An 18,317-nucleotide genomic window follows, 5' to 3' on the forward strand; every position below is an offset into this window, starting at 1 on the left:
GGACAATAGGCTGTTCGAAAAAAAGAACGAAAACGACGCTTTTGCCCATTTTTTCTGATCAACGTAGCAAACGCCTGTTACAGCTTTAAAAAAACGCAGGCGATTCAGCAGCATGGACGCCCGCAGCGCATATGCGTATCATGGCGCCCGCTGCACCAGTAGCTCAGCTGGATAGAGTACTGCCCTCCGAAGGCAGGGGTCGTGGGTTCGAATCCCGCCTGGTGCACCATACGTTGTAACGAGAAAGCCTCAGGCCTTATGGGCCTGGGGCTTTTTTGTGGGTGTTCGGAGGCTTGACGCCTAATGATCAATGCTGTTTTTTTCAAACAGCCGGCCGATGTCTCTCGCACTGTGCAGTACGCGTTCGACCTTGATCTCATCGTCCATCAGACAGTAGAAAATCAGATATCGGCCATGGGGAAGCATTCGCAACCCCTTGGCGCAATCGTCTCTTGGAACACCCAAATTCGGTTGATCGATTAATCGTGTGCACTGCATACGTAGCTCGCGCACAAACGTCCGGGCCCGTTCAGGGTTGTCTCGGGCGATAAAACGGGCGATTTGCAGCAGATCGTCCCGTGCCAGTGCAGAGAAAAGCAATTGCCTCATGGACGGCTTTGCTCGGCTGCTACCTCGTCAATCAGCGTATCAAGCTCGGCAAACACTGCATCGGCAGCAATGGCCGGACGCGGATCATTGCGGCTGGCCGCAATGGCTTCACGAAGTTCGGCAGCATGCAGTCGATCCAGCAACTGTTGATAGGCCGCGTGCGGTAGAAGATAGGCGGCTGGGCGATTGTGGTTGAGCACGGCAACAGGCTCGGAACCCGCTTGCTCGATTACCGTGCTCGGGCTGCGCTTGAGCTCGGTGATGCTGACCGAACGGCTTGCGAGTAGCTGCTCCATGATGGCTCCAAAGGTACCAAAAAAAGTACCTGATAGTGTTCCATTCTCTGCATGGGGGTCAACGAATCTCCGACCAGTGCTGTGTTGGCCCACAAAAAAACCGCCGAAGCGGTTTTTCATTCTGTCGTCCAGTCGAACTCGTCGTATTCATCGTCATCGTCCTCGTCGTCCTCAAAGAACTCCTCTTCAAGGTCGTTGTCTTCAACAACATCCTCTTCCGGCTGATTCAGCAGAAAATCCTTGCGACTCTCGGTAATCGCTCGCCGCAGTTCCTCACCCTTTTGCGGGCAGTTGAGCATTTGGGCGATGCGGTCGATTTTTTTTGCCACGGCATCCTCCAACGCATCGGCTATAGCCTGATAGTGCGCGCTTTCGGGGGTGGATGCCAAATCCCCGGAATGCTGCGCACTTCAGCTTTCTGCAAGTCCGCCGGGGCGATCAGCCTTTAGCGGTGATAGCGCCGTACCACGCTGCTGTTTCTCAGGACGTGGCCTTTGATTTTTTCCAGCAGCTGCGCACGGGTCAGGCCGGCGGGCAAGGCGTCCGGGGCCAGGTCCAGGGCGTAGATCTGGATGATGTAGTGGTGCGCGCTGTCGCCAACGGGTGGGCAAGGGCCGACGTAACCGGTGGTTGCCTTGCTGTTGGTACCGCCGACGCCCTCAAGGCCGGGTTTGCTCCCGGCGCCGGCCGGGATCTGGTGAGTGCCGGCCTTGATGCCGTAATGCACCCACTGATCGACGCCCTGGCCCCTCTGACCGTCAGGGTCGTGCATGACGATGGCGTAGCTTTGGGTGGCTGCCGGGCCGGCGTTCCAGTTCAATGCCGGGGAAATGTTATGTCCGCCACAGCCCGCGGAATCGCTGGCGGCGGCCGACGTGAACAGACGGTCATCGGAAACACCCGGAATGTTCAGGGTGAAGCGCTCCTGGGCCTGCGCCGGAAACTGCACGCAAAGGGCAACGGCTACGGCCGCGAGCCAAGGGTTCAATGAGGTCAATCGGGTCATACCGGAGCACCTTGTGCGTGTTGGGCCGTCGTCGGCGTGCAAACTATAGCCGGACCGTTCGCGCCTTGGCAGGGGGCAAATTGGCTGAACCTCGTGATAAGCACCAGACTCATAAGTGAAACGTTTGTCTGGAGAGCAATCATGACTCTGCATCGCGTTGCGCGTGTCGCCAATGTGCCCGAAGACCGGGGTCTGGAAGTGCAAGTCCAGGGCAGCAAGATTCTGCTGTTGCGGGCCGGTGAGCAACTGCGCGCTTATCAGGCCGAATGCCCTCATGCCGGAGCCCCGCTGGCGGACGGGGCGATATGTGATGGGCGCCTGACCTGTCCGTGGCACAAGGCGCAGTTTCGGATCGAGGATGGCGGGCTGTGTGAACCGCCAGCTCTGGACAGCCTCAAGCGCTATCCCCTCGAAGTCCGTGACGGCGACATCTGGGTCGGCGACCAGCCGTTTTCGGACGCCCACACGCCACCGGCCGACGATCCACGAACCTTCATTATCATCGGCGCTGGCGCGGCAGGCACGGCGGCGGCAGCGGCGTTGCGCGAGAAAGGTTTTGGCGGCCGGTTACTGTTGATCGACCGCGAAGCCGACGCCGGATACGACCGCACCGCGCTGAGCAAATACGTGATCGCCGGGGAGATGCCCCTGCAAGAAGTCCCGCCACTGCGTGACGAGGACTTTTACCGCGAGCAGCGGATCGAGCGCCTGCGAGGCGAAGTGGCAAGCCTGGATGCGCCAAGCAGGACGCTGCGCCTGACTGACGGCCAATCACTGACATACGACGCCGCGCTGCTGGCCACCGGCGGCTTACCCAAGCCGCTGACGCTGCCCGGCGCCGACCTGCCTCAGGTGTTCGTCTTACGCTCTAAAGCCCATGCGCAGCAGATTCTGGACAGCGCCAGTGCCGGCCAGCGAGTCGTGATCATCGGCGACAGTTTCATTGCCATGGAGTCCGCCTCGTCCCTGCGTCAGCTTGGCCTGAATGTGACCGTGCTGGCCCGCCACGAAGTGCCGTTTGCCAAACAGTTCGGTGACACGGTCGGCAAGGCCATTCGCGCGCGGCATGAAGCCAATGGTGTCGTGTTTCATACCCGGGGCAATGCGGCACAGATCGAAGGGACGGACAAGGTCGAAGCCGTGCGGCTGGACAACGGCCAACGCTTGCCGGCAGATCTGGTGCTGGTCGGCATTGGCGTCACCCCGGCCACCACTGCTTTCACCGGGCTGGCGAAAGAGCAGGATCACTCGCTGCGTGTCGACGGGGGAATGCGCGTGGCCGACAGCCTCTGGGCGGCCGGCGATATCGCCACGTTCCCGCTGAACAACCAATACTTGCGCATCGAACACTGGCGACTGGCCCAACAACAGGCGCGAATCGCTGCGGCCAATATGCTTGGCGGTGACGAGCATTATCTCGATGTGCCGTTTTTCTGGACCTGGCATTTCGGTAAAACCTACGAATACCTCGGGCACGCCGAGGCCTGGGACGAAGTCGAGTTCAAGGGCGACCCTTACGATCCGCCTTTCATAGGCCTGTTTGGAAAAAACGACGTGGTGTCGGCGGCGGTAGCCTGCGAGATGGACCGGGCCATGGCGATGCTTGCCGAGCGGATGAAACAACCGTTGCCCTGGGAAGAGGCATGGCGCCTGATCCGTGACGTACCCTAGTAAACGCCCGGCACCTGCGCGATGCAGAGGCCGGGCGTTACCGGGTAAACGGCCGCCGTTACTCGGTGGCGCCAGTATCAGCAAACTTGCTCATGACAAAACCGGCAAACTCTTCGACGGTCATTTTCTGGCCGTTGAAGTCCACCTGATTGTTGGCGTAATGCAAATTGGTGACGATGTTATTGCCGTCCAGTTTCGCCAGTTGGCTGCCGACCGCCATGCTGCTGAACATGTCTGCGGTGGCGGTGGCCTGGTCGGCAATCAGCTTGGCGTCGGTCTGACCGTCGATTTGCGATTGCACGGTAAGCACATCGACCAGCATGGGCTTGGACACTTGCAGCTTGAAGTCCAGCAGTGCGATCAGCTGCCTGACCAACTGATCGGTCGGTAGATCGATGGCCTGTGGCTTGGTCAGGTCGAGCACCATATTGGCGCGGCTCTCACCGTTGGCGGTGTTGAACGACAGGTTTTCCAGGGCCACCTGCGGGCCGGCCGCCAGCAGTTTTTCCAGGCTGGATTTGAGCAGCGCTTCTTCGGCTTCAGTCAGTTTCAGCTCCGGCGCCGGCAGGCCGGCCGCCGTTGCTTCGGCCGCCGCCCTTTCATACGGCTGCAGTTTGCTTTGGTAAACCTGCATCAACGACATCGTGGCCGGAATGTCGAGGTTCTTCAGGCTCATGGCCAGCGCACCGGAACCGATGGTCTTGCCATTCAGGGACACTTCGCCGACCTTGTAATCGGCACGCCCGGAGGCGCTGCTGCCCTTTTCTTCGGTCAGGTTCTTCATCTCGAATTTCTTGAAGTCCAGCACCGACTGCTTGACGCCAAAGGTCGATTTTCCGCTGGTCAGCTCAAGGACGTTTTCGCCGGTGTAGAAACCGTAGGTACTTTTTGTCAGGTTGCTGGCCAGGGTCAGGCCGTTCAACTCAACCTGCACCGGTGCCTGGTCTTCGGACACGGTGGTCACTTTCAGGCTGTCCATGTAGCCGTTGGCCTTGACCTTCTGCGCCTTGGCGCTGGCGGCGACGTCGATGCTCAGGCCGGAGAATTTCATGCTCGACTTGTCATCCAGTGCCATTTCCAGCGGCTGCAACTCAAAGGTGCCATTGGTCGCGTTGTCATAGCCGATATTGACCACGCCGGTCAGCGGGGATTTGTCCTTGGCGGCGGCAAACCACTTTTCGGTGAGCGGGGTCTTTTCCAGTTCGTAGTGACTGGTCGCCAAGACCGGCAGCCACTTCAGCGCCATCAGCCGCGAGAACGGCAACGGGCCGTGTTCGATCTGATCGACAAACAGCAGCTCGACCGGCGTTTCGCCGAACATTTCACCTTCACCCTTCAGGCGATAGTGCGCGGTACTGCTGAATACATGACGTTCCAGCGATACCAGTTCCAGCGACGCAGTGCCGCTGGAACCGACCATGGCCGCTTGCAGTTCCTTGTTGGCATCGGCAATCGAGGTGTTCAACACACCTTCGAGCCTGGTGCCGGTGAACCAGGCTCCACCTGCACTGATGGCACCGATTGCGACAACAATTCCCAGTAGCACGCCTGCTGATTTATTCATGTATGACCCGTTCAGTGTCCGTTGTTGAATGTGAGGTCGTCTTCCCTGAACCCATGACGGGTTGCGGCTCGACTGCGCTGAAAGTGGAAAGCAGATTAGCACCGGGCACGACGAGCGGCCCAATGATTAAAGGTGAAAGAGTGTCTTGGGGGGTGTTCACAAGGTTGGAGATATTCGCAATCAATGCAATCGCCATCGCGAGCAGGCTCGCGAAGGCGTCAGAACAGCCAACACAACATCAGGAATACTGGACTTCAATCTCATCCAGCTGATGATCAAAGCTTTTGAGCCGCGCAGTCCAGGTGTACACCAGCACTTCGAAGTCGCGGTTGATCACCGCCCCGCCCGTCACCTCCGCGCGCGGGTCGCAGACGTCCAGTTGATAGCGTTCGCGGGCCATGGCCGTGGCGACATCGGCCAGTTCCCGGGCATTGCTGAGCCAGTGCCGACCGTCGTCAGCCACTTGCCGGTCCAGCGCCAGGCATTGTTTTTTCAGGGTCTCGAGGCTTTTTTCCAGCGGCGTGCCGGTCAATTCGCCCATGACTTCCTGAAACGTGCGCCCCGGTTGCCAGTAACTGCCCCAGAAATAGCGGTCGAACACTGTTTCGACACGACGTAACGCCACCTTGGTGTCCCAGATCAGGACCAGGGTCTTGCCTTGTTCGAGTTGTCTTTTCTTGATGCGTTGACTCTGGACCGAAGCCCAGGCCACCACCACTACGGACATCACCGCAATCAGCGCGACGGCACTGTCGAGGAACGCCAGAGCCTTGTCGATCTGGTGGGCCAGCATGATGCCGTAGAAATAGGTGGCCGACAGCAGCACCAACGCCACGATGGCGCACCAGAAGCCGAGAGCATAAGGGTTTTTCATTACTGGTTTCCCCCTGACCTGCGCGAGCCTTGTGCGAAGAAAGGACGCTTTGCACGGGGCGCCCTTCCAACACTTCAAAGCATAGCAACGGCCTCAGGGTTTGTCGGAGTTCGACGCTTGCGTTCGTCCGCTTTCCCAACCGCCGCCCAACGCGAGGAACAAATCGATCTGGCTGGCGGCAACCTGAGTGTTGGCAGCGGCCAATTGCGCCGTGACATCCGTGTAAGTGCGGGTCGCTTGCAGGTCCGCCAGGAACGATTCGCGGCCAGCCTGGAAGAAACGGTGAGTCTGGTCGGCGGCCAGTTTTGCCGATTGCTCGGCGTCGGCCAGTGCGTCGCGACGTTGCAGCAATGCCGTGTACTGGGCGAGGCCGGTCTGGGTTTCACGAATCGCGTTGAGTACCACCCCATCGAAATGCGCCAGCGTCGCCTGGGTCACCGCTTCGGCTTCGCGGATGCGCGCCCGGGCGCCGTTGGTCGGCACGTTCCAGGTCAGCGACGGACCGAAGCCCCAGCGATTGGTGGACGGTTCACCGAGGTTTTCCAGGATACCGACGGTGCCGACCGTCGCCCCGATGCTGATGTTCGGGTACAGCTCACCCGTGGCGACACCGATACCGGCAGTGGCGGCCGCCAGTCGCCGCTCGGCCTGCCGCACATCGGGGCGACGCTTGAGCAATGCGGCGCCATCGCCCACCGGGATCAACTGCGCAATTTTTGGCAGTTCGTCGCAGGTAGCGGTGCCGGCCGGGAGTTGATCTACCGGTTTGGCCAGCAGCATCGACAAGCGATACAGCCCGGCCTGACGTGCTGCCTCATAGCGCGGCATGTCGGCGCGCAGGGATTTGAACTGGGTTTGCGAGCGGGTGACCTGGGTTTCGTCGCCACGTCCGGCATCGCGCAAGCGCTGGATCAGCGTGGTGCTTTGGGCTTGCAGGTCGAGGGAATGCTGGGCGATTTCCCGCTCTTCATTGGCCGCGCACACTTGGGTGTAGGCCCGAACCACATCGGCCACTACAGTGATGCGTGCCGTATCGGCGGCGGCCTGTGTCGCATCGGCATTGGCCTTGGCCGCTTCGATGCCGCGTTGCAAGGTGCCAAACAGGTCGAACTGGTACGACGCACTGATGCCGATATCGCCGATGTTGGCCACCGGCACTTTTTCCGGCAACAGGAAGGCTTCGCCCGATTCCTGCAAGCGCTGGGCGCCCATCTTCACACCGCCGCTCCAGCCGCCCGCCGCCTCGGCCTCATCGACCTGAGCGCGAGACCGCGACAGACTGGCCGCCGCCACGCGCAAATCGGTGTTGGAAGCCATGGCCTGCTGTACCAACTGGTCGAGTCGCGGGTCCCGATACAGGCGCCACCAATCGGCCGGCACCGGTGCGGACACCACCGTTTTGCCGTCGACCGCCAGATCGCCCTGGAAGTCTGGACGATGGACAGCCGCCTCCTCAGGCAAGTGATAATCCGGCCCGACCATCTGACACGCCGACAGCAGCAAGCCTAATCCGGCGACCGCCAAACCCGAGGCCTTGCTCATTGCGCTGGCTCCCGTTGCTGATCGTCGATGATCGATACCGTGGCGGTGCGCCCGGCGATCATGCGGAAATCTTCCGGCACGTCATCGAAGGCGATCCGCACCGGAATCCGCTGGGCCAGCCGCACCCAGCTGAAGGCCGGGTTGACGTTGGGCAAGAGGTTATTGCCGCTGGTGCGGTCGCGGTCTTCGATACCGGCGACAATGCTTTCCACATGCCCGCGCAGGCGCGCATTGTCGCCGATCACCCGGATGTCGACGCTTTGGCCAATATGGATACCGTTCAGTTTGGTTTCTTCGAAATAGCCGTCGATGTGGAACGAATTGCTGTCGACCACCGACAACACCGGACGCCCGGCGCTGACGAACTCCTGGGCCCGTGGCGCGCGGTCGTTGACGTAGCCGTCTACCGGGCTGCGGATCACCGAGCGATCGAGGTTGAGTTGTGCGCTGTCCACCGCCACCTGGGCTTCCATCAAGGCCACCTGGGCGCGGGCGACTTTCGACTGGCTTTCTTCCAGTTGTTCACCCGGCACCAGGTTACCAAGGCCTTTGTTGCGCTTGGCCTCGCGCTGGGCCTGGGCCAGGGTTTCTTCGCGGTCGGCAACGGCCGCCTTGGCCTGGCGCAGGGCCAGCTTGAAGCGGTCCGGATCGATGCTGAACAACACCTGGCCACGCTTGACCAACTGGTTGTCGCGCACCTCCACTTGCTGGATCAACCCGGAGACATCCGGCGCGATTTGCACGATGTCGGCACGGATGTGCCCGTCGCGGGTCCAGGGCGCGAACATGTAATACATCACCATGCGCCAGACCACGACCACGGCGAAGCTCACGATCAGCAGGGTCAACACCACGCGACCAAGGGTTAGAAACGGTTTTTTCATGTCATCAGGTATCGACTGAGTGAATCCACAGCGCCAAGCAGCAAGGCGTAGAGGGCCACGTTGAACAATGCCCGGTGCCAGACCAGACGGTAAAAGTGCAGGCGCGTCAGCACCCCGTGCACCAACAGGTACAACACATACGTAATGCCCATCAGCACCAGCAGCGTGGGCAGGAACACTCCGCTGAGATCCAGGTCACCGATCATAAAGGCGCTCCATCAATGCCATGGGGAAGCGGTTCTTCTGGCTCGGCGGCACCGACGAACTCGACGCCGGGCAACAGTGCCAGGCGCAGGCCGCTCAGGGCGTGCAGCAGATGCCGACGGGTTTCATCATCGCCGGCACCGCTGAGGGCGCGACGCGTGCGGTCGAGGGTCATCAGCAACGGGCTCGGTGCCGGCAAGCGTTCACCGGCCTTGAGACAGGCCTTGAAGTACTCGCCCACCTCGGCCACCACCTGGCGCAGCAGCACCTGCGGCACACCGAGGACCCGCGGCGTATAAGCGAGCAGGTCCAACAGATTCAGTGCCACCCGCACTTCCCGCAGCGCCACGCCGGAGTCCTGGCCGGTCATGGCCAGGCGCGGCAGATGCTGCATCAGCCGATCGAGCATCCGTATGCCCAGAAGCCGATGCTCAGACAGCGTGGCCGGTTCAGAGAGGCCGACAATGTCACGCCAGCTGAAACGGGTCAGGCGCTTGGCCGCCAGTTCGGCACCGAACGGCCGGGCGATCAGGGTCCAGATGAACGCGAACAGCAGCCCCATGGGACCGGCCAGGTTGGAGTTGGCGAAACTGAGGAAATCCGCGTCGTAAGCGCCTTGAATACTGATAAAGGACGAGGTGTTGACCAGGGTCAGCAGCATGCCCAGGTAAAACTGCGGTTTGACGGTCAGGGTGCCGACGCAAATAAACGGCACGGCGAACGCCARCACCAGCATCGGAAAGTCATGCAGATTGGGCAGCACCAGAAACAGATAAAGGCTGGCGAACACCACCGACATCGCCGTCCAGAAAAAGAACCGGTAAATCTGCGGCGCCGGGTCGTCCATCGAGGCGAAGAAGCTACACGCCACCGCCGCCAGGATCACGGCGCTGCCGCCATCGGTCCAGCCCAGCAGAATCCACAATACCGAGGCGACAATGATTGCCGTGACCGTCGACGCTGCGGAATAAAACATCAGGCCGCGATCCAGAAACGGGGACAGCCGCCCCAGCCGCCAGTGCCGATACACCGCGCGCCAGCTGTCCTGGCTTTCGCACTGGATGGCGTATTGCAGGCTGCGGCAGTCCTGCCACAAATCGATCCACTCGCCGAGACGGTAAATAGCGTTGGAGAACAGCAGCTGCTTGCGATCATCCAGCGCTTCGGGAGCAGGTTGCAGGGTCTCAAGTTGATCCTTCAGTGCTTGCCAGCGGTCGAGATCGGCATCCTTGTGCCCGAGCCATTCGGTGGTGGCCGTCAGCAACGGAGCGAACTTATCCACAAGCTCGGGAGTGCGTCGTTCCAGGGCATAAAGCGCGTCGTCGAGGGCATCGACTACCGGCAGCAGGTGAATCATCCGCCCACGCAACTCCTTGGTGTTGCGCACCGTCTGCGGACGCGAACCTTCGTGGGGCAACTGACCGATCATCAACTCCAGGGAGTTGAACGTGGCGACCATCGATGCCCGCAACGCGCTGACTTCTTCAGGCTGCACATTGCGACTGAGGAATCGCAGGCTGTAGGTCGATGCATCGGTAAACCATTTGCTCACCGAATCATTGAACACCGGCGCCAGGCGCCGCGGCCAGAACATCGCACCGACCACTGCCGCCACGGCGATGCCCAGAAAGATTTCCTCGGTCCGTGCTTCGGCTACGTCCCACACCCCCAACGGGTTATTCACCACCGGCAGGGCGATCAACGGCAAGGTGTAACCGGCGAGCATCAAGGCGTAGTTGTTGGCCGTGCGCAAATGCAGGGACAAAAACAGCAGCGTCCCGGTCCACAGCGCAATCACTACCACCAGCACGTAAGGGCTCTGCACGAACATCGGCACGAACAGAACGGCCGCCGCAGCGCCGATAAAGGTGCCGACCGCCCGGTACAGCGCCTTGGAGCTGGTAGGGCCGAGAAACGGACTGGAAACGATGTACACCGTGGCCATCGCCCAGTACGGACGCGGCATTTGCATGAGCAGGGCGATGTACAGCGCGATCATCGATGCAGCGAAGGTGCGGACCCCGTAGAACCAGTCCCGCGCCGGGGGCATGCCAGAGAAAAATCCGTTCAAGAGTTGGCCACCGATGGCGGCGTGGCCGCTTCAAAAGCTCTCAGTACCCGCAGCGTAGCTTCCAGATCACCTTGGTCAATGCCTTCAAGTACTTCGTGGCGCAAGCGCACCAGCTCCACTTCGACCGCCTGCACCAGGTCCCGGCCGGTTTCGGTCAGGCTCAGGCATTTAGCGCGGCGGTCCTGTGTGTCTTCGGTGCGGCAGACGTAACCGGCATGGCACAACTGATCGAGCAAGCGTACCAGCGAGGGGCTCTCCATCCCCGCGGCCTGCGCCACCGTCACCTGCCGCACGCCCTCACCCAGGCGCCCGATCATCAACAGCGGAACGGCGCAGGCTTCGGAGATTCCATAGTTGACCAGCGTGGTCTGGCAGATTTTGCGCCAATGCCTGGCGGCCACCACCATGGCGCTGCTGATGTTCATCTGGAGAACGTCGAGGTTATTCGGCACGAGGGAAAACACACACTGTTAGTTTGCTAACTATCAATATTGCATTGGAGGGGATTTTCCGTCAAGTTTTGAAACATATTGGCTTCCATCCGTCGCGAAGCCATGGGGGGTGAATCAGCCACCGTACTGAAGATGTATATACTTTGTCATTACGACAACCGAGAAGGCAGCCATGTCGAAACAAGCCGTTTTTACGATGAAACTTGAATCTGAATTGCGCGAACAGTTCATGGCCGAAGCAGAAGCTGCTCATCGTCCTGCCTCGCAAATAGTCCGGGAAATGATGCGTCAGTTCGTTCAATCCCAGCAGCAAGCTCGCGAGTACGAAGAGTTCCTGCAGCGCAAGGTCGACACCGCACGCGCTTCGATGCGCGCCGGCGACGGGCTGACAAATGATGAAATTGAGGCAGAGTTCGCTGCCGGACGATGACGACTCACACCCCCCGCCCCTTCCTCAACATCACATCCAGTTGATCCACCACCTCGGCCCAATCCGCGTCATCGAGAATCTCGTCCCGCAGGAAATCCGCCTGGCACTTGCTCCAGAAGAACGCATCCGCCAGTTGCAGATCCGGTTTGAGCGGTGAGTGGGTGGCGATGAATTTATCGATGCTTTCGGCATCGTCCGGCAGGCCGAGTTGTTTGAACAGCGAAGGTAGGTTGTGGGTTGGGCTTTCCATGTTGAACTCCTGATGACCAATTTAGGGACCGCTGCGCGGTCATCGCGAGCAAGCTCGCTCCCACAGGATTTGTGTCGATCACAAAACTTGTGGGAGCGAGCTTGCTCGCGATGACGGCAGCATTGGCAGCACAAAACTCAATGACTCAACTCCCGCACCTCGGCATGCGGCACCATTTTCAGAAACTCGGGCATGTCCATACGTACCAGGTTGACGTGGTTGCCGGCCTCCAGATAGATGTCTTTCTGCCGGGTCAGCAACGGATCGATAACCACCTCCAACCCATAGGCCTCACCCAGCGCCGGTACGGCACCGCGTTCGCAATCTTCGAACAGGTGCGCCAGGTTGCTTTCGCGGGAAACCTGCCATTCACCGCTGCTGCGGACTTTGCTCAGGTCAAGGTGACGGCTGGCGGGCAGCACGGCCATCAGGTAATGCCCATGGTGATCGTCGAGGATCACCGATTTGGCCACCCGTTCGGCAGGAATGCCTGCGACCCGTGCCGTTTCGAGGCTGCTGGCCGAGTGTGGGTGGCTGACGATGTCATATTCGCATTGAGCCTTTTCCAGGCTTCGCTGCACGGTTCTTGCCATACGCATGATGCACCTCGGTGTCCGCCATGACCGCCGGCAGACGATGATTAAAGCTTTGCTTGCGTAGTAAAAGTCTAGGCCCGTCAGCGCGTTCCGGCGGGAAATCCGCCCATCGGACGACGACGGCAATTGAGCAAAATTCATACCGGCCGAGGCTCAACTAAACTGTGTACAGAGCCACTCCACGACTCTCCCGGAGGGTCAAGTGAACATGCGTTGCTGTGCAGTTGCGTTGCTGTTGGCGTTGAGCGGATCGGCCTGCGCCACCGACACAGTTGTGTTGCTAGTGCCCAACCCCATCGGGATCTGGCTGATCACCTTCGGCCTCGCGTTCCTGATCGCCGAGGCGGCCCTGCCCAATTACGGCGTGATCGGCCTGGGCGGCATCGTGATGTTCGTGATCGGCGCGGTGATCCTGTCCAACACCGAAGTGCCCGTGCCATTGATGATCGGCCTGGGACTGATCAGCGCGCTGTTGCTGATCTACCTGGTGATTCACGCGCTGAAGACCCGACCGCGCCACACCGTCAGCGGTGATGCCGGGCTGGTCGGCAGCGTGACGGCGGTGACGTCATTGCAGGCCGGCAACGCCTATGGCGGCTGGGTGCATCTGCAAGGAGAACGATGGCAAGTGCTCAGCGCGACGCCGCTGCAACCCGGGCAACCGGTGCGGGTAGTGGGACGCAAGGGTTTGCTGCTGCAAGTGGCCGCGGCTGACGCGGCGCCGGGCGGAGAATAGTCATGGGTTTGCAATTGGGTCTTGTCGCGCTGCTATTGTTGCTCATCGCACTGGCGGGGGCGACGTTTCGCATCCTGCGCGAGTACGAGCGCGGGGTGGTGTTCCAGCTCGGACGCTTCTGGCAGGTCAAGGGGCCCGGCCTGATCCTGCTGATTCCGGTGGTTCAGCAAATGGTTCGCGTCGATTTGCGCACGGTGGTCCTCGACGTTCCGGCGCAAGACGTGATCACCCGCGACAACGTTTCGGTGAAGGTCAATGCGGTGCTGTATTTCCGCGTGCTCGATCCGCAAAAGGCGATCATCCAGGTCGAAGACTTTCTGATGGCCACCAGCCAATTGGCTCAAACCACCTTGCGGGCGGTGCTCGGCAAACATGAACTGGATGAACTGCTCGCCGAGCGCGAACGGTTGAACATCGATATCCAGCAAGTACTCGACGCCCAGACCGACGCCTGGGGCATCAAGGTCGCCAACGTCGAGATCAAACACGTGGACCTCAACGAATCGATGATCCGCGCCATCGCCAAGCAGGCCGAGGCCGAACGGGAACGGCGAGCCAAGGTGATCCACGCCGAAGGCGAATTGCAGGCCTCGGAAAAACTCATGCAGGCCGCTGAAATGCTTGGCCGCCAACCGGGGGCCATGCAGCTGCGCTACATGCAGACCCTGAGTTCGATTGCCGGCGACAAGAGCTCGACCATCGTCTTTCCGTTGCCGATCGAGTTGCTCAAGGGCATGGCGGACTTGTCGTCGAAACCCTGAAGGTTGCGATGAGGCCACTCATTGCCCGGCATTGCCGGACAGGTACAACCTCGCACCGGCACCACCGGCCTTCATCTGACGAGCGATATGCCACTGCGCCGGCAAAGGTGCGAATTCGTCCGGCACGTCAGCGGTGCCGATCAACCAGATTCGTTCAGTGCCCTTGGGTAGATCGCTCAAGTGGTCCAGATACACGTCTGGCGTAGTCAAGGTACCGAAACCATATTCGTTCGGCCGGCTCGAAGTGCCATCGGCCCGTGGCGGGGTGTACAGCAGAGGCTGAGTTTCGGTGCGGTTGTAGTAGACGTAACTCAAGTACCAGAGCATGTCGCTGGTGACGATCCGGTCCCCCGGCTGAAAATGCAGGTTGACGTCTTCCACCAGGACATTGACCTGATCATGGACGTCCACCGTCGCATTGTTTTTCAGGCCCACCAGTTCCACACCGACGAACAGCACCAGCACCGTCAGGGCCAGCACCCGGGAACCGGAGTACAAGCGATCGATCGCCAATGCCGCCAGCAACGGCAGGCCAAGGGCATACGCGGTGAGGTAGCGCTCGATGAATATCGGCGAAAAAAACGACACCGCAAACACCAGCAGCATCGGGACAAAGGTGTAGACCGCGAGCAACGCACTGCCGCGGGACACGCTTCGGTCACGTGCCAGCGCCACCCACACCAACAGCGGCAAGGCCAGCGGCAAGGCAATAAATACCAGTGACGGCAGGTTTTCGCCGTCGTCCTGGGTCAGCAACGACCAGACCATCGACGGTAAGGAATCCAGGCTGACGGGCAGTTCCCAGCCAACGTCGCCATTGGCCTTGAGCTGATCCAGGTGCCGTAGCAGGTCGACAAACCCCGGCAACCACGGCAGATACAGCGCCACGATAGCCACATTGGCCAGCCACCAGTCACCCCGCTGGATGTGCCGCAGACGATGGCCCGACTGCACGCGGATGATCCCCAGGTACAACCAATGGCAGAGCACACACAGGGCCGTGAAGTAATGGGTGTAAAACGCCGCGCTCATCAGCACGACATAGATCACCAGATAGCGCCGGCGCTGCGGCTTGCGGATCCAGTACACCAGCGCAATGGTTGCCCCCAGCAACCACAACCCCAGCAGCGAATACATGCGCACTTCCTGGCTATATCGCACCGCCGTGGGTAGCAGGGCCAACAGGAAACCGGCCAGTATCGCGGCTCGGCGGGTGGCGAGCCGATCGACCAGCCACACGCCGAGCCCTACCGAAGCAATCCCCGGCAGGGCACTGAGGCAGCGGATCGACAATATGCCGTCGCCAAACATCGCGATCCAGCCGTGCAGCAGCATGAAGTACAGCGGCGGGTGCACGTCGTAGGCGGCGTGCACCCAGATGTCAGGTATTGAGTAACGGGCCAGCAACAGGCTGGAACCCTCGTCGCCCCAAATCGCGGCAGCGGTCAGATCGTAAAAGCGCACCAGTGCGGCCAATATCAGAATCGGCACCAGCCAATGCTCTCGCGCCCAGCGGATCAGTGGTTGCGCCCCCCTGGCGAAACCAGGATTGGCGTGAGGTCCCTGAGTGTCGCCCATCGGCGTTTCTCTGCGCGCCTCCATTGCTTCCCCTTGCAACGTTCAGTGACCAGCCGGATTGTTTGCACTTCACTTTAGCGCTTCAAGCCAAGCAACGTCGATGCTGGCCCGCTAATGGAGCGATAGTCGGCGGCTGAAACGTCAGCGCTGCGCCGTCTCGGCCAAGGGATACACCGACTCCCAGCCTCCACCCAACGCCTTGTACAACCCGACGGCCGCCAGCGACACGCCGGTCGAGCTCTCGACCCACTGCTCCTGCGTGGCCAGCAACGCCCCTTGTACGGTGAGTACGGTGACGAAATCCACCACGCCCTCCACGTACTGCTGTTGCGCGGTGTCCAGCGCAATGCGGTTCTGACGCACGGCCTCGGCCAGACTGTCACGGCGTAATTGGCTGGCGTTGTAGGCGGTCAGCTGGTCATCGATTTCATGCCAGGCGCGCAACACGGTTTGCTGATAGGCAATGGCCGCTTCCTGTTGTTGTGCTTCACGCAATTGGAGCACGCCACGCAAACGGCCTCCGTCGAACAACGGCAAGCTCAATTGCGGGCCGATCCCGAACGAACGTGAACCCCAGGAGCCGAAATCGCTCAGTTGCATGGCCTGGGAACCGATGCTCCCCGACAGGGTGATTCGAGGATAGAAATCGCCCCTGGCCACGCCAATGCTGGCTGTGGCGGCATGCAGCCGTGCTTCGGCCTGGCGAATGTCCGGCCGACGTTCAGCCAGTTGCGAGGGCAAGCCGATGGCGACCTGACGCGGCGTTTGTGGCACCGGTGCGTCTGTGGATAACTGCGCCGCCAATGCCTGGGGCGGTTCGCCCATCAACAGACTCAAGGCGTTGATCAGTTGCCACTGGCGCTGCTCCAGTGCGGGCAGGCGTGACTCGATGGCCGCCACCTGCGCGGCGGCTTCGGCGACATCCAGATCCGTCGCGACGCCGTTGGTCAGGCGCAGTTGTGAAAGTTTCAGGCTATGCCGGGCGACGTCGAGGTTTTGCTCCGTGACGGCCCGGGTGTTTTGCACACCGCGCAATTGAATGTAGTCCTGGGCAGTTTCGGCCAGCACCGACAGCAGCACACCGCGTCGGTCGTTCTCGGCGACTTCCAGGGTGGCGTCGGCAGCTTCGGTTTCCCGACGCACGCGGCCCCAGAAATCCAGCTCCCAGGAGGCGGAAAAGCCGGCATCCCACAGATTGAAGGCGGATTGGCCGTTGTGGCCTGACGGGTCGTTCAAGCCTTCACCGCTGTTGCGATTGCGTCCGTAACGGCCGCTGGCGGCCGTGTTGGGGTAGCGCTCGGCGGTGATGACCTGACGCACCGCGCGACTTTGCTGCAAGCGGCTGCTGGCCAATTTCAGGTCGAGGTTGTCGGTCAGGGCGCGCTGGCTCAGGGCCGAGAGTTTCGGGTCGTGGAACACTTCCCACCAGCGCTCGTCCATCGTTTCGGCGACGGCCTGGCTGGCGCCGGATTTGGCCGGTTTTGCCCATTCGGCGATTTGTGTGGTTTCGGGCTTTTGGAAATCGGGGCCGACGGTGCAGGCACTGAGGCTCATAGCGAGCAAGACACTCAAGGTAAGTTGCGACAGTTGGCCCCTTCGCGAGCAAGCTCGCTCCCACAATGGACTTTCTGTGATACGAAAATCCTGTACATCGCGAACAACCCTTGTGGGAGCGAGCTTGCTCGCGATGGCGTCCGCACCGTCAACACAGGTTTTCATCGCTGAGTCACCTCACGCGATACATCACTTGCGGTATCAATACTCGCCTCCACCGACATCCCCACCCGCAAGCGCTCGGTCAGCGCTTGTCCCGGCTCCAGCACGATTTTCACCGGAATCCGCTGCACCACCTTGGTGAAGTTGCCAGTGGCGTTATCCGGCTTGACCGCGGCGAACGTCACCCCGGTGGCCGGTGCAATGCTTTCGACACGACCGTTGAGTGCCGCACCGCCCAGGCTGTCGACGCGCACTTGCACAGCCTGCCCCGGTTGCACATCCGTCAGTTGGGTCTCCTGGAAATTGGCCATCACATAAGCCTGCGCCAGCGGCACCACGGCGAGGATTTTGCTGCCCGGAGTGACGTAGGCGCCGACTCGCACCGCGCGTTCGCCGACCATACCGTCCTGTGGCGCAACGATCCTCGTATAGGACAACTCGTAGCTGGCCATTTCCAGCTTCGCTTGCGTTCGTTTCAGGCCACCTTCTGCCGCATCGCGCTGGGCCGTGAGGATGTCCACTTGCTTGCGTTCCGCCGCCAGCACCGCCGTGGTATTAGCCAATCGCGCGCTGGCCTGGTCGATGCGCGTTTGCGCTTGTTGTGCATTTTGCACCGTGCCGGCGCCCACCCCGGCAAGGTGGTTGTAGCGGCTCAACTCGTGTTCGGCAAACGCCATTTCCGCCTTGGCCGAAACCACCGAGGATTGCGCCTGGGCAATCACCGACGCCTGGCGCTCAAGGGTCGCCCGGGCGTTTTGCAGTTGCGCCCTGGCCACCAGCGTTTCGGCGTCAGCGGCCTCGGCGGCGGCGCGTAGGTCCCGGTCATCAATCAGTGCCAGCAACTGCCCGGCCTTGACCTGCTGATTGTCCTCGACCAGCACTTGCTTGATAAACCCGGCAACCCGCGGCACTACCAAAGTGAAATCCGCCGAGACATAAGCATCGTTGGTGCTCTGCTGGGTGCGCTTGCCGAACAAGCCGGGCATCGCCAGGTACAGCAACACGCCGACGGCCACTGCGGCGGCCACGGCAACCGCGACTTTCTGCTTTGCTTGAGTGTTCATAAAAACCTTCTGT

At 60.8% G+C, this 18,317-nt stretch carries 20 protein-coding genes and 1 tRNA gene; 5 read left to right on the plus strand and 16 right to left on the minus strand.

The window, feature by feature from the left end:
* The first annotated feature begins 152 nt into the window (after positions 1–152).
* Positions 153–229, plus strand: a tRNA-Arg gene (locus AB4Z35_RS14540).
* A gap of 71 nt (positions 230–300) precedes the next feature.
* On the opposite strand, the gene AB4Z35_RS14545 is transcribed toward AB4Z35_RS14540, so the two are convergent.
* Genes AB4Z35_RS14545 through AB4Z35_RS14560 form a run of 4 tightly spaced genes read right to left on the minus strand, consistent with a single transcriptional unit; the run spans position 301 to position 1,911 of the window.
* The gene (locus tag AB4Z35_RS14545) at positions 301–609 is read right to left on the minus strand and encodes a type II toxin-antitoxin system RelE/ParE family toxin (protein WP_007994483.1); all 309 of its coding nucleotides are present in this window, start codon (positions 607–609) and stop codon (positions 301–303) included.
* Positions 606–1,025, minus strand: a complete 420-nt coding sequence (locus AB4Z35_RS14550) for a type II toxin-antitoxin system Phd/YefM family antitoxin (protein WP_442097740.1) — start codon at positions 1,023–1,025, stop codon at positions 606–608. Before AB4Z35_RS14550 ends, AB4Z35_RS14545 begins: the two co-directional genes overlap by 4 nt.
* Positions 1,022–1,294, minus strand: coding sequence for a hypothetical protein (locus AB4Z35_RS14555; protein ID WP_442097742.1), 273 nt, complete (start codon positions 1,292–1,294; stop codon positions 1,022–1,024). The genes AB4Z35_RS14550 and AB4Z35_RS14555 overlap by 4 nt, the downstream gene beginning before the upstream one ends.
* Positions 1,295–1,350: 56 nt before the next feature.
* Positions 1,351–1,911 carry a YbhB/YbcL family Raf kinase inhibitor-like protein gene (locus AB4Z35_RS14560; protein ID WP_442097743.1) on the minus strand — a complete coding sequence of 187 codons (561 nt, stop codon included), beginning with the start codon at positions 1,909–1,911 and terminating at the stop codon, positions 1,351–1,353.
* A gap of 141 nt (positions 1,912–2,052) precedes the next feature.
* On the opposite strand from AB4Z35_RS14560, the gene AB4Z35_RS14565 reads away from it, so the two are divergent.
* Positions 2,053–3,582, plus strand: coding sequence for an FAD-dependent oxidoreductase (locus AB4Z35_RS14565; RefSeq protein WP_442097744.1), 1,530 nt, complete (start codon positions 2,053–2,055; stop codon positions 3,580–3,582).
* 58 nt (positions 3,583–3,640) lie between these two features.
* Here the strand turns inward: AB4Z35_RS14565 and AB4Z35_RS14570 are convergent, their stop codons facing one another.
* The 7 genes from AB4Z35_RS14570 to AB4Z35_RS14600 form a co-directional block, all read right to left on the minus strand.
* Entirely contained in the window at positions 3,641–5,146 is a 1,506-nt protein-coding gene (locus AB4Z35_RS14570; protein ID WP_442097746.1) for a YdgA family protein, read from the minus strand.
* Between the two features lie 238 nt (positions 5,147–5,384).
* Entirely contained in the window at positions 5,385–6,020 is a 636-nt protein-coding gene (locus tag AB4Z35_RS14575) for a hypothetical protein (RefSeq protein WP_007994475.1), read from the minus strand.
* Positions 6,021–6,113: 93 nt separating this feature from the next.
* Positions 6,114–7,562 carry an efflux transporter outer membrane subunit gene (locus AB4Z35_RS14580; protein ID WP_442097747.1) on the minus strand — a complete coding sequence of 483 codons (1,449 nt, stop codon included), beginning with the start codon at positions 7,560–7,562 and terminating at the stop codon, positions 6,114–6,116.
* The gene (locus AB4Z35_RS14585; RefSeq protein ID WP_008002380.1) at positions 7,559–8,446 is read right to left on the minus strand and encodes an efflux RND transporter periplasmic adaptor subunit; all 888 of its coding nucleotides are present in this window, start codon (positions 8,444–8,446) and stop codon (positions 7,559–7,561) included. Before AB4Z35_RS14585 ends, AB4Z35_RS14580 begins: the two co-directional genes overlap by 4 nt.
* Complete coding sequence (locus AB4Z35_RS14590; protein ID WP_007987399.1) at positions 8,443–8,652, minus strand: DUF1656 domain-containing protein; 210 nt, start codon at positions 8,650–8,652, stop codon at positions 8,443–8,445. The genes AB4Z35_RS14585 and AB4Z35_RS14590 overlap by 4 nt, the downstream gene beginning before the upstream one ends.
* On the minus strand, positions 8,649–10,721 hold the full coding sequence (locus AB4Z35_RS14595) for an FUSC family protein (protein WP_442097749.1): 2,073 nt from the start codon (positions 10,719–10,721) through the stop codon (positions 8,649–8,651). Before AB4Z35_RS14595 ends, AB4Z35_RS14590 begins: the two co-directional genes overlap by 4 nt.
* Positions 10,718–11,146: a MarR family winged helix-turn-helix transcriptional regulator gene (locus AB4Z35_RS14600; RefSeq protein ID WP_008001616.1), complete on the minus strand. Its 429-nt coding sequence runs from the start codon at positions 11,144–11,146 to the stop codon at positions 10,718–10,720. Before AB4Z35_RS14600 ends, AB4Z35_RS14595 begins: the two co-directional genes overlap by 4 nt.
* A gap of 199 nt (positions 11,147–11,345) precedes the next feature.
* Here AB4Z35_RS14600 and AB4Z35_RS14605 point away from each other — a divergent pair, with 199 nt between their 5' ends.
* Positions 11,346–11,603 carry an antitoxin of toxin-antitoxin stability system gene (locus tag AB4Z35_RS14605; RefSeq protein WP_116264419.1) on the plus strand — a complete coding sequence of 86 codons (258 nt, stop codon included), beginning with the start codon at positions 11,346–11,348 and terminating at the stop codon, positions 11,601–11,603.
* A 4-nt stretch (positions 11,604–11,607) separates the two neighbouring features.
* Here AB4Z35_RS14605 and AB4Z35_RS14610 read toward each other — a convergent pair whose 3' ends face one another.
* Complete coding sequence (locus tag AB4Z35_RS14610) at positions 11,608–11,853, minus strand: DUF2789 domain-containing protein (protein ID WP_116264418.1); 246 nt, start codon at positions 11,851–11,853, stop codon at positions 11,608–11,610.
* Positions 11,854–11,990: 137 nt separating this feature from the next.
* Entirely contained in the window at positions 11,991–12,452 is a 462-nt protein-coding gene (locus AB4Z35_RS14615; protein ID WP_008001619.1) for an aminoacyl-tRNA deacylase, read from the minus strand.
* A gap of 199 nt (positions 12,453–12,651) precedes the next feature.
* Between AB4Z35_RS14615 and AB4Z35_RS14620 the strand changes: the two genes are divergently transcribed.
* Together AB4Z35_RS14620 and AB4Z35_RS14625 are read left to right on the plus strand one after the other, a co-directional pair.
* Entirely contained in the window at positions 12,652–13,185 is a 534-nt protein-coding gene (locus AB4Z35_RS14620; RefSeq protein ID WP_442097751.1) for an NfeD family protein, read from the plus strand.
* 2 nt (positions 13,186–13,187) lie between these two features.
* Positions 13,188–13,946 carry a slipin family protein gene (locus AB4Z35_RS14625; RefSeq protein ID WP_442097752.1) on the plus strand — a complete coding sequence of 253 codons (759 nt, stop codon included), beginning with the start codon at positions 13,188–13,190 and terminating at the stop codon, positions 13,944–13,946.
* A gap of 18 nt (positions 13,947–13,964) precedes the next feature.
* On the opposite strand, the gene AB4Z35_RS14630 is transcribed toward AB4Z35_RS14625, so the two are convergent.
* The 3 genes from AB4Z35_RS14630 to AB4Z35_RS14640 form a co-directional block, all read right to left on the minus strand.
* The gene (locus AB4Z35_RS14630; RefSeq protein ID WP_442097754.1) at positions 13,965–15,548 is read right to left on the minus strand and encodes a glycosyltransferase family 39 protein; all 1,584 of its coding nucleotides are present in this window, start codon (positions 15,546–15,548) and stop codon (positions 13,965–13,967) included.
* 117 nt (positions 15,549–15,665) lie between these two features.
* Positions 15,666–17,243: an efflux transporter outer membrane subunit gene (locus tag AB4Z35_RS14635; protein WP_442097756.1), complete on the minus strand. Its 1,578-nt coding sequence runs from the start codon at positions 17,241–17,243 to the stop codon at positions 15,666–15,668.
* Positions 17,240–18,304 carry an HlyD family secretion protein gene (locus AB4Z35_RS14640; RefSeq protein WP_442097757.1) on the minus strand — a complete coding sequence of 355 codons (1,065 nt, stop codon included), beginning with the start codon at positions 18,302–18,304 and terminating at the stop codon, positions 17,240–17,242. The genes AB4Z35_RS14635 and AB4Z35_RS14640 overlap by 4 nt, the downstream gene beginning before the upstream one ends.
* Positions 18,305–18,317: the final 13 nt, after the last annotated feature.

Source organism: Pseudomonas sp. KB_15 (assembly GCF_052114525.1).
Lineage (GTDB): Bacteria > Pseudomonadota > Gammaproteobacteria > Pseudomonadales > Pseudomonadaceae > Aquipseudomonas.

What these genes read in the sequence shown, in the direction of transcription:
- AB4Z35_RS14545 (WP_007994483.1), bottom strand. Translation starts at nt 609, where the DNA reads ATGAGGCAATTGCTTTTCTCTGCACTGGCACGGGACGATCTGCTGCAA.
- AB4Z35_RS14550 (WP_442097740.1), bottom strand. Translation starts at nt 1,025, where the DNA reads ATGAAAAACCGCTTCGGCGGTTTTTTTGTGGGCCAACACAGCACTGGT.
- AB4Z35_RS14560 (WP_442097743.1), bottom strand. Translation starts at nt 1,911, where the DNA reads ATGACCCGATTGACCTCATTGAACCCTTGGCTCGCGGCCGTAGCCGTT.
- AB4Z35_RS14565 (WP_442097744.1), top strand. Translation starts at nt 2,053, where the DNA reads ATGACTCTGCATCGCGTTGCGCGTGTCGCCAATGTGCCCGAAGACCGG.
- AB4Z35_RS14570 (WP_442097746.1), bottom strand. Translation starts at nt 5,146, where the DNA reads ATGAATAAATCAGCAGGCGTGCTACTGGGAATTGTTGTCGCAATCGGT.
- AB4Z35_RS14575 (WP_007994475.1), bottom strand. Translation starts at nt 6,020, where the DNA reads ATGAAAAACCCTTATGCTCTCGGCTTCTGGTGCGCCATCGTGGCGTTG.
- AB4Z35_RS14580 (WP_442097747.1), bottom strand. Translation starts at nt 7,562, where the DNA reads ATGAGCAAGGCCTCGGGTTTGGCGGTCGCCGGATTAGGCTTGCTGCTG.
- AB4Z35_RS14585 (WP_008002380.1), bottom strand. Translation starts at nt 8,446, where the DNA reads ATGAAAAAACCGTTTCTAACCCTTGGTCGCGTGGTGTTGACCCTGCTG.
- AB4Z35_RS14590 (WP_007987399.1), bottom strand. Translation starts at nt 8,652, where the DNA reads ATGATCGGTGACCTGGATCTCAGCGGAGTGTTCCTGCCCACGCTGCTG.
- AB4Z35_RS14600 (WP_008001616.1), bottom strand. Translation starts at nt 11,146, where the DNA reads ATGAACATCAGCAGCGCCATGGTGGTGGCCGCCAGGCATTGGCGCAAA.
- AB4Z35_RS14605 (WP_116264419.1), top strand. Translation starts at nt 11,346, where the DNA reads ATGTCGAAACAAGCCGTTTTTACGATGAAACTTGAATCTGAATTGCGC.
- AB4Z35_RS14610 (WP_116264418.1), bottom strand. Translation starts at nt 11,853, where the DNA reads ATGGAAAGCCCAACCCACAACCTACCTTCGCTGTTCAAACAACTCGGC.
- AB4Z35_RS14615 (WP_008001619.1), bottom strand. Translation starts at nt 12,452, where the DNA reads ATGCGTATGGCAAGAACCGTGCAGCGAAGCCTGGAAAAGGCTCAATGC.
- AB4Z35_RS14625 (WP_442097752.1), top strand. Translation starts at nt 13,188, where the DNA reads ATGGGTTTGCAATTGGGTCTTGTCGCGCTGCTATTGTTGCTCATCGCA.
- AB4Z35_RS14630 (WP_442097754.1), bottom strand. Translation starts at nt 15,548, where the DNA reads ATGGAGGCGCGCAGAGAAACGCCGATGGGCGACACTCAGGGACCTCAC.
- AB4Z35_RS14635 (WP_442097756.1), bottom strand. Translation starts at nt 17,243, where the DNA reads ATGAAAACCTGTGTTGACGGTGCGGACGCCATCGCGAGCAAGCTCGCT.
- AB4Z35_RS14640 (WP_442097757.1), bottom strand. Translation starts at nt 18,304, where the DNA reads ATGAACACTCAAGCAAAGCAGAAAGTCGCGGTTGCCGTGGCCGCCGCA.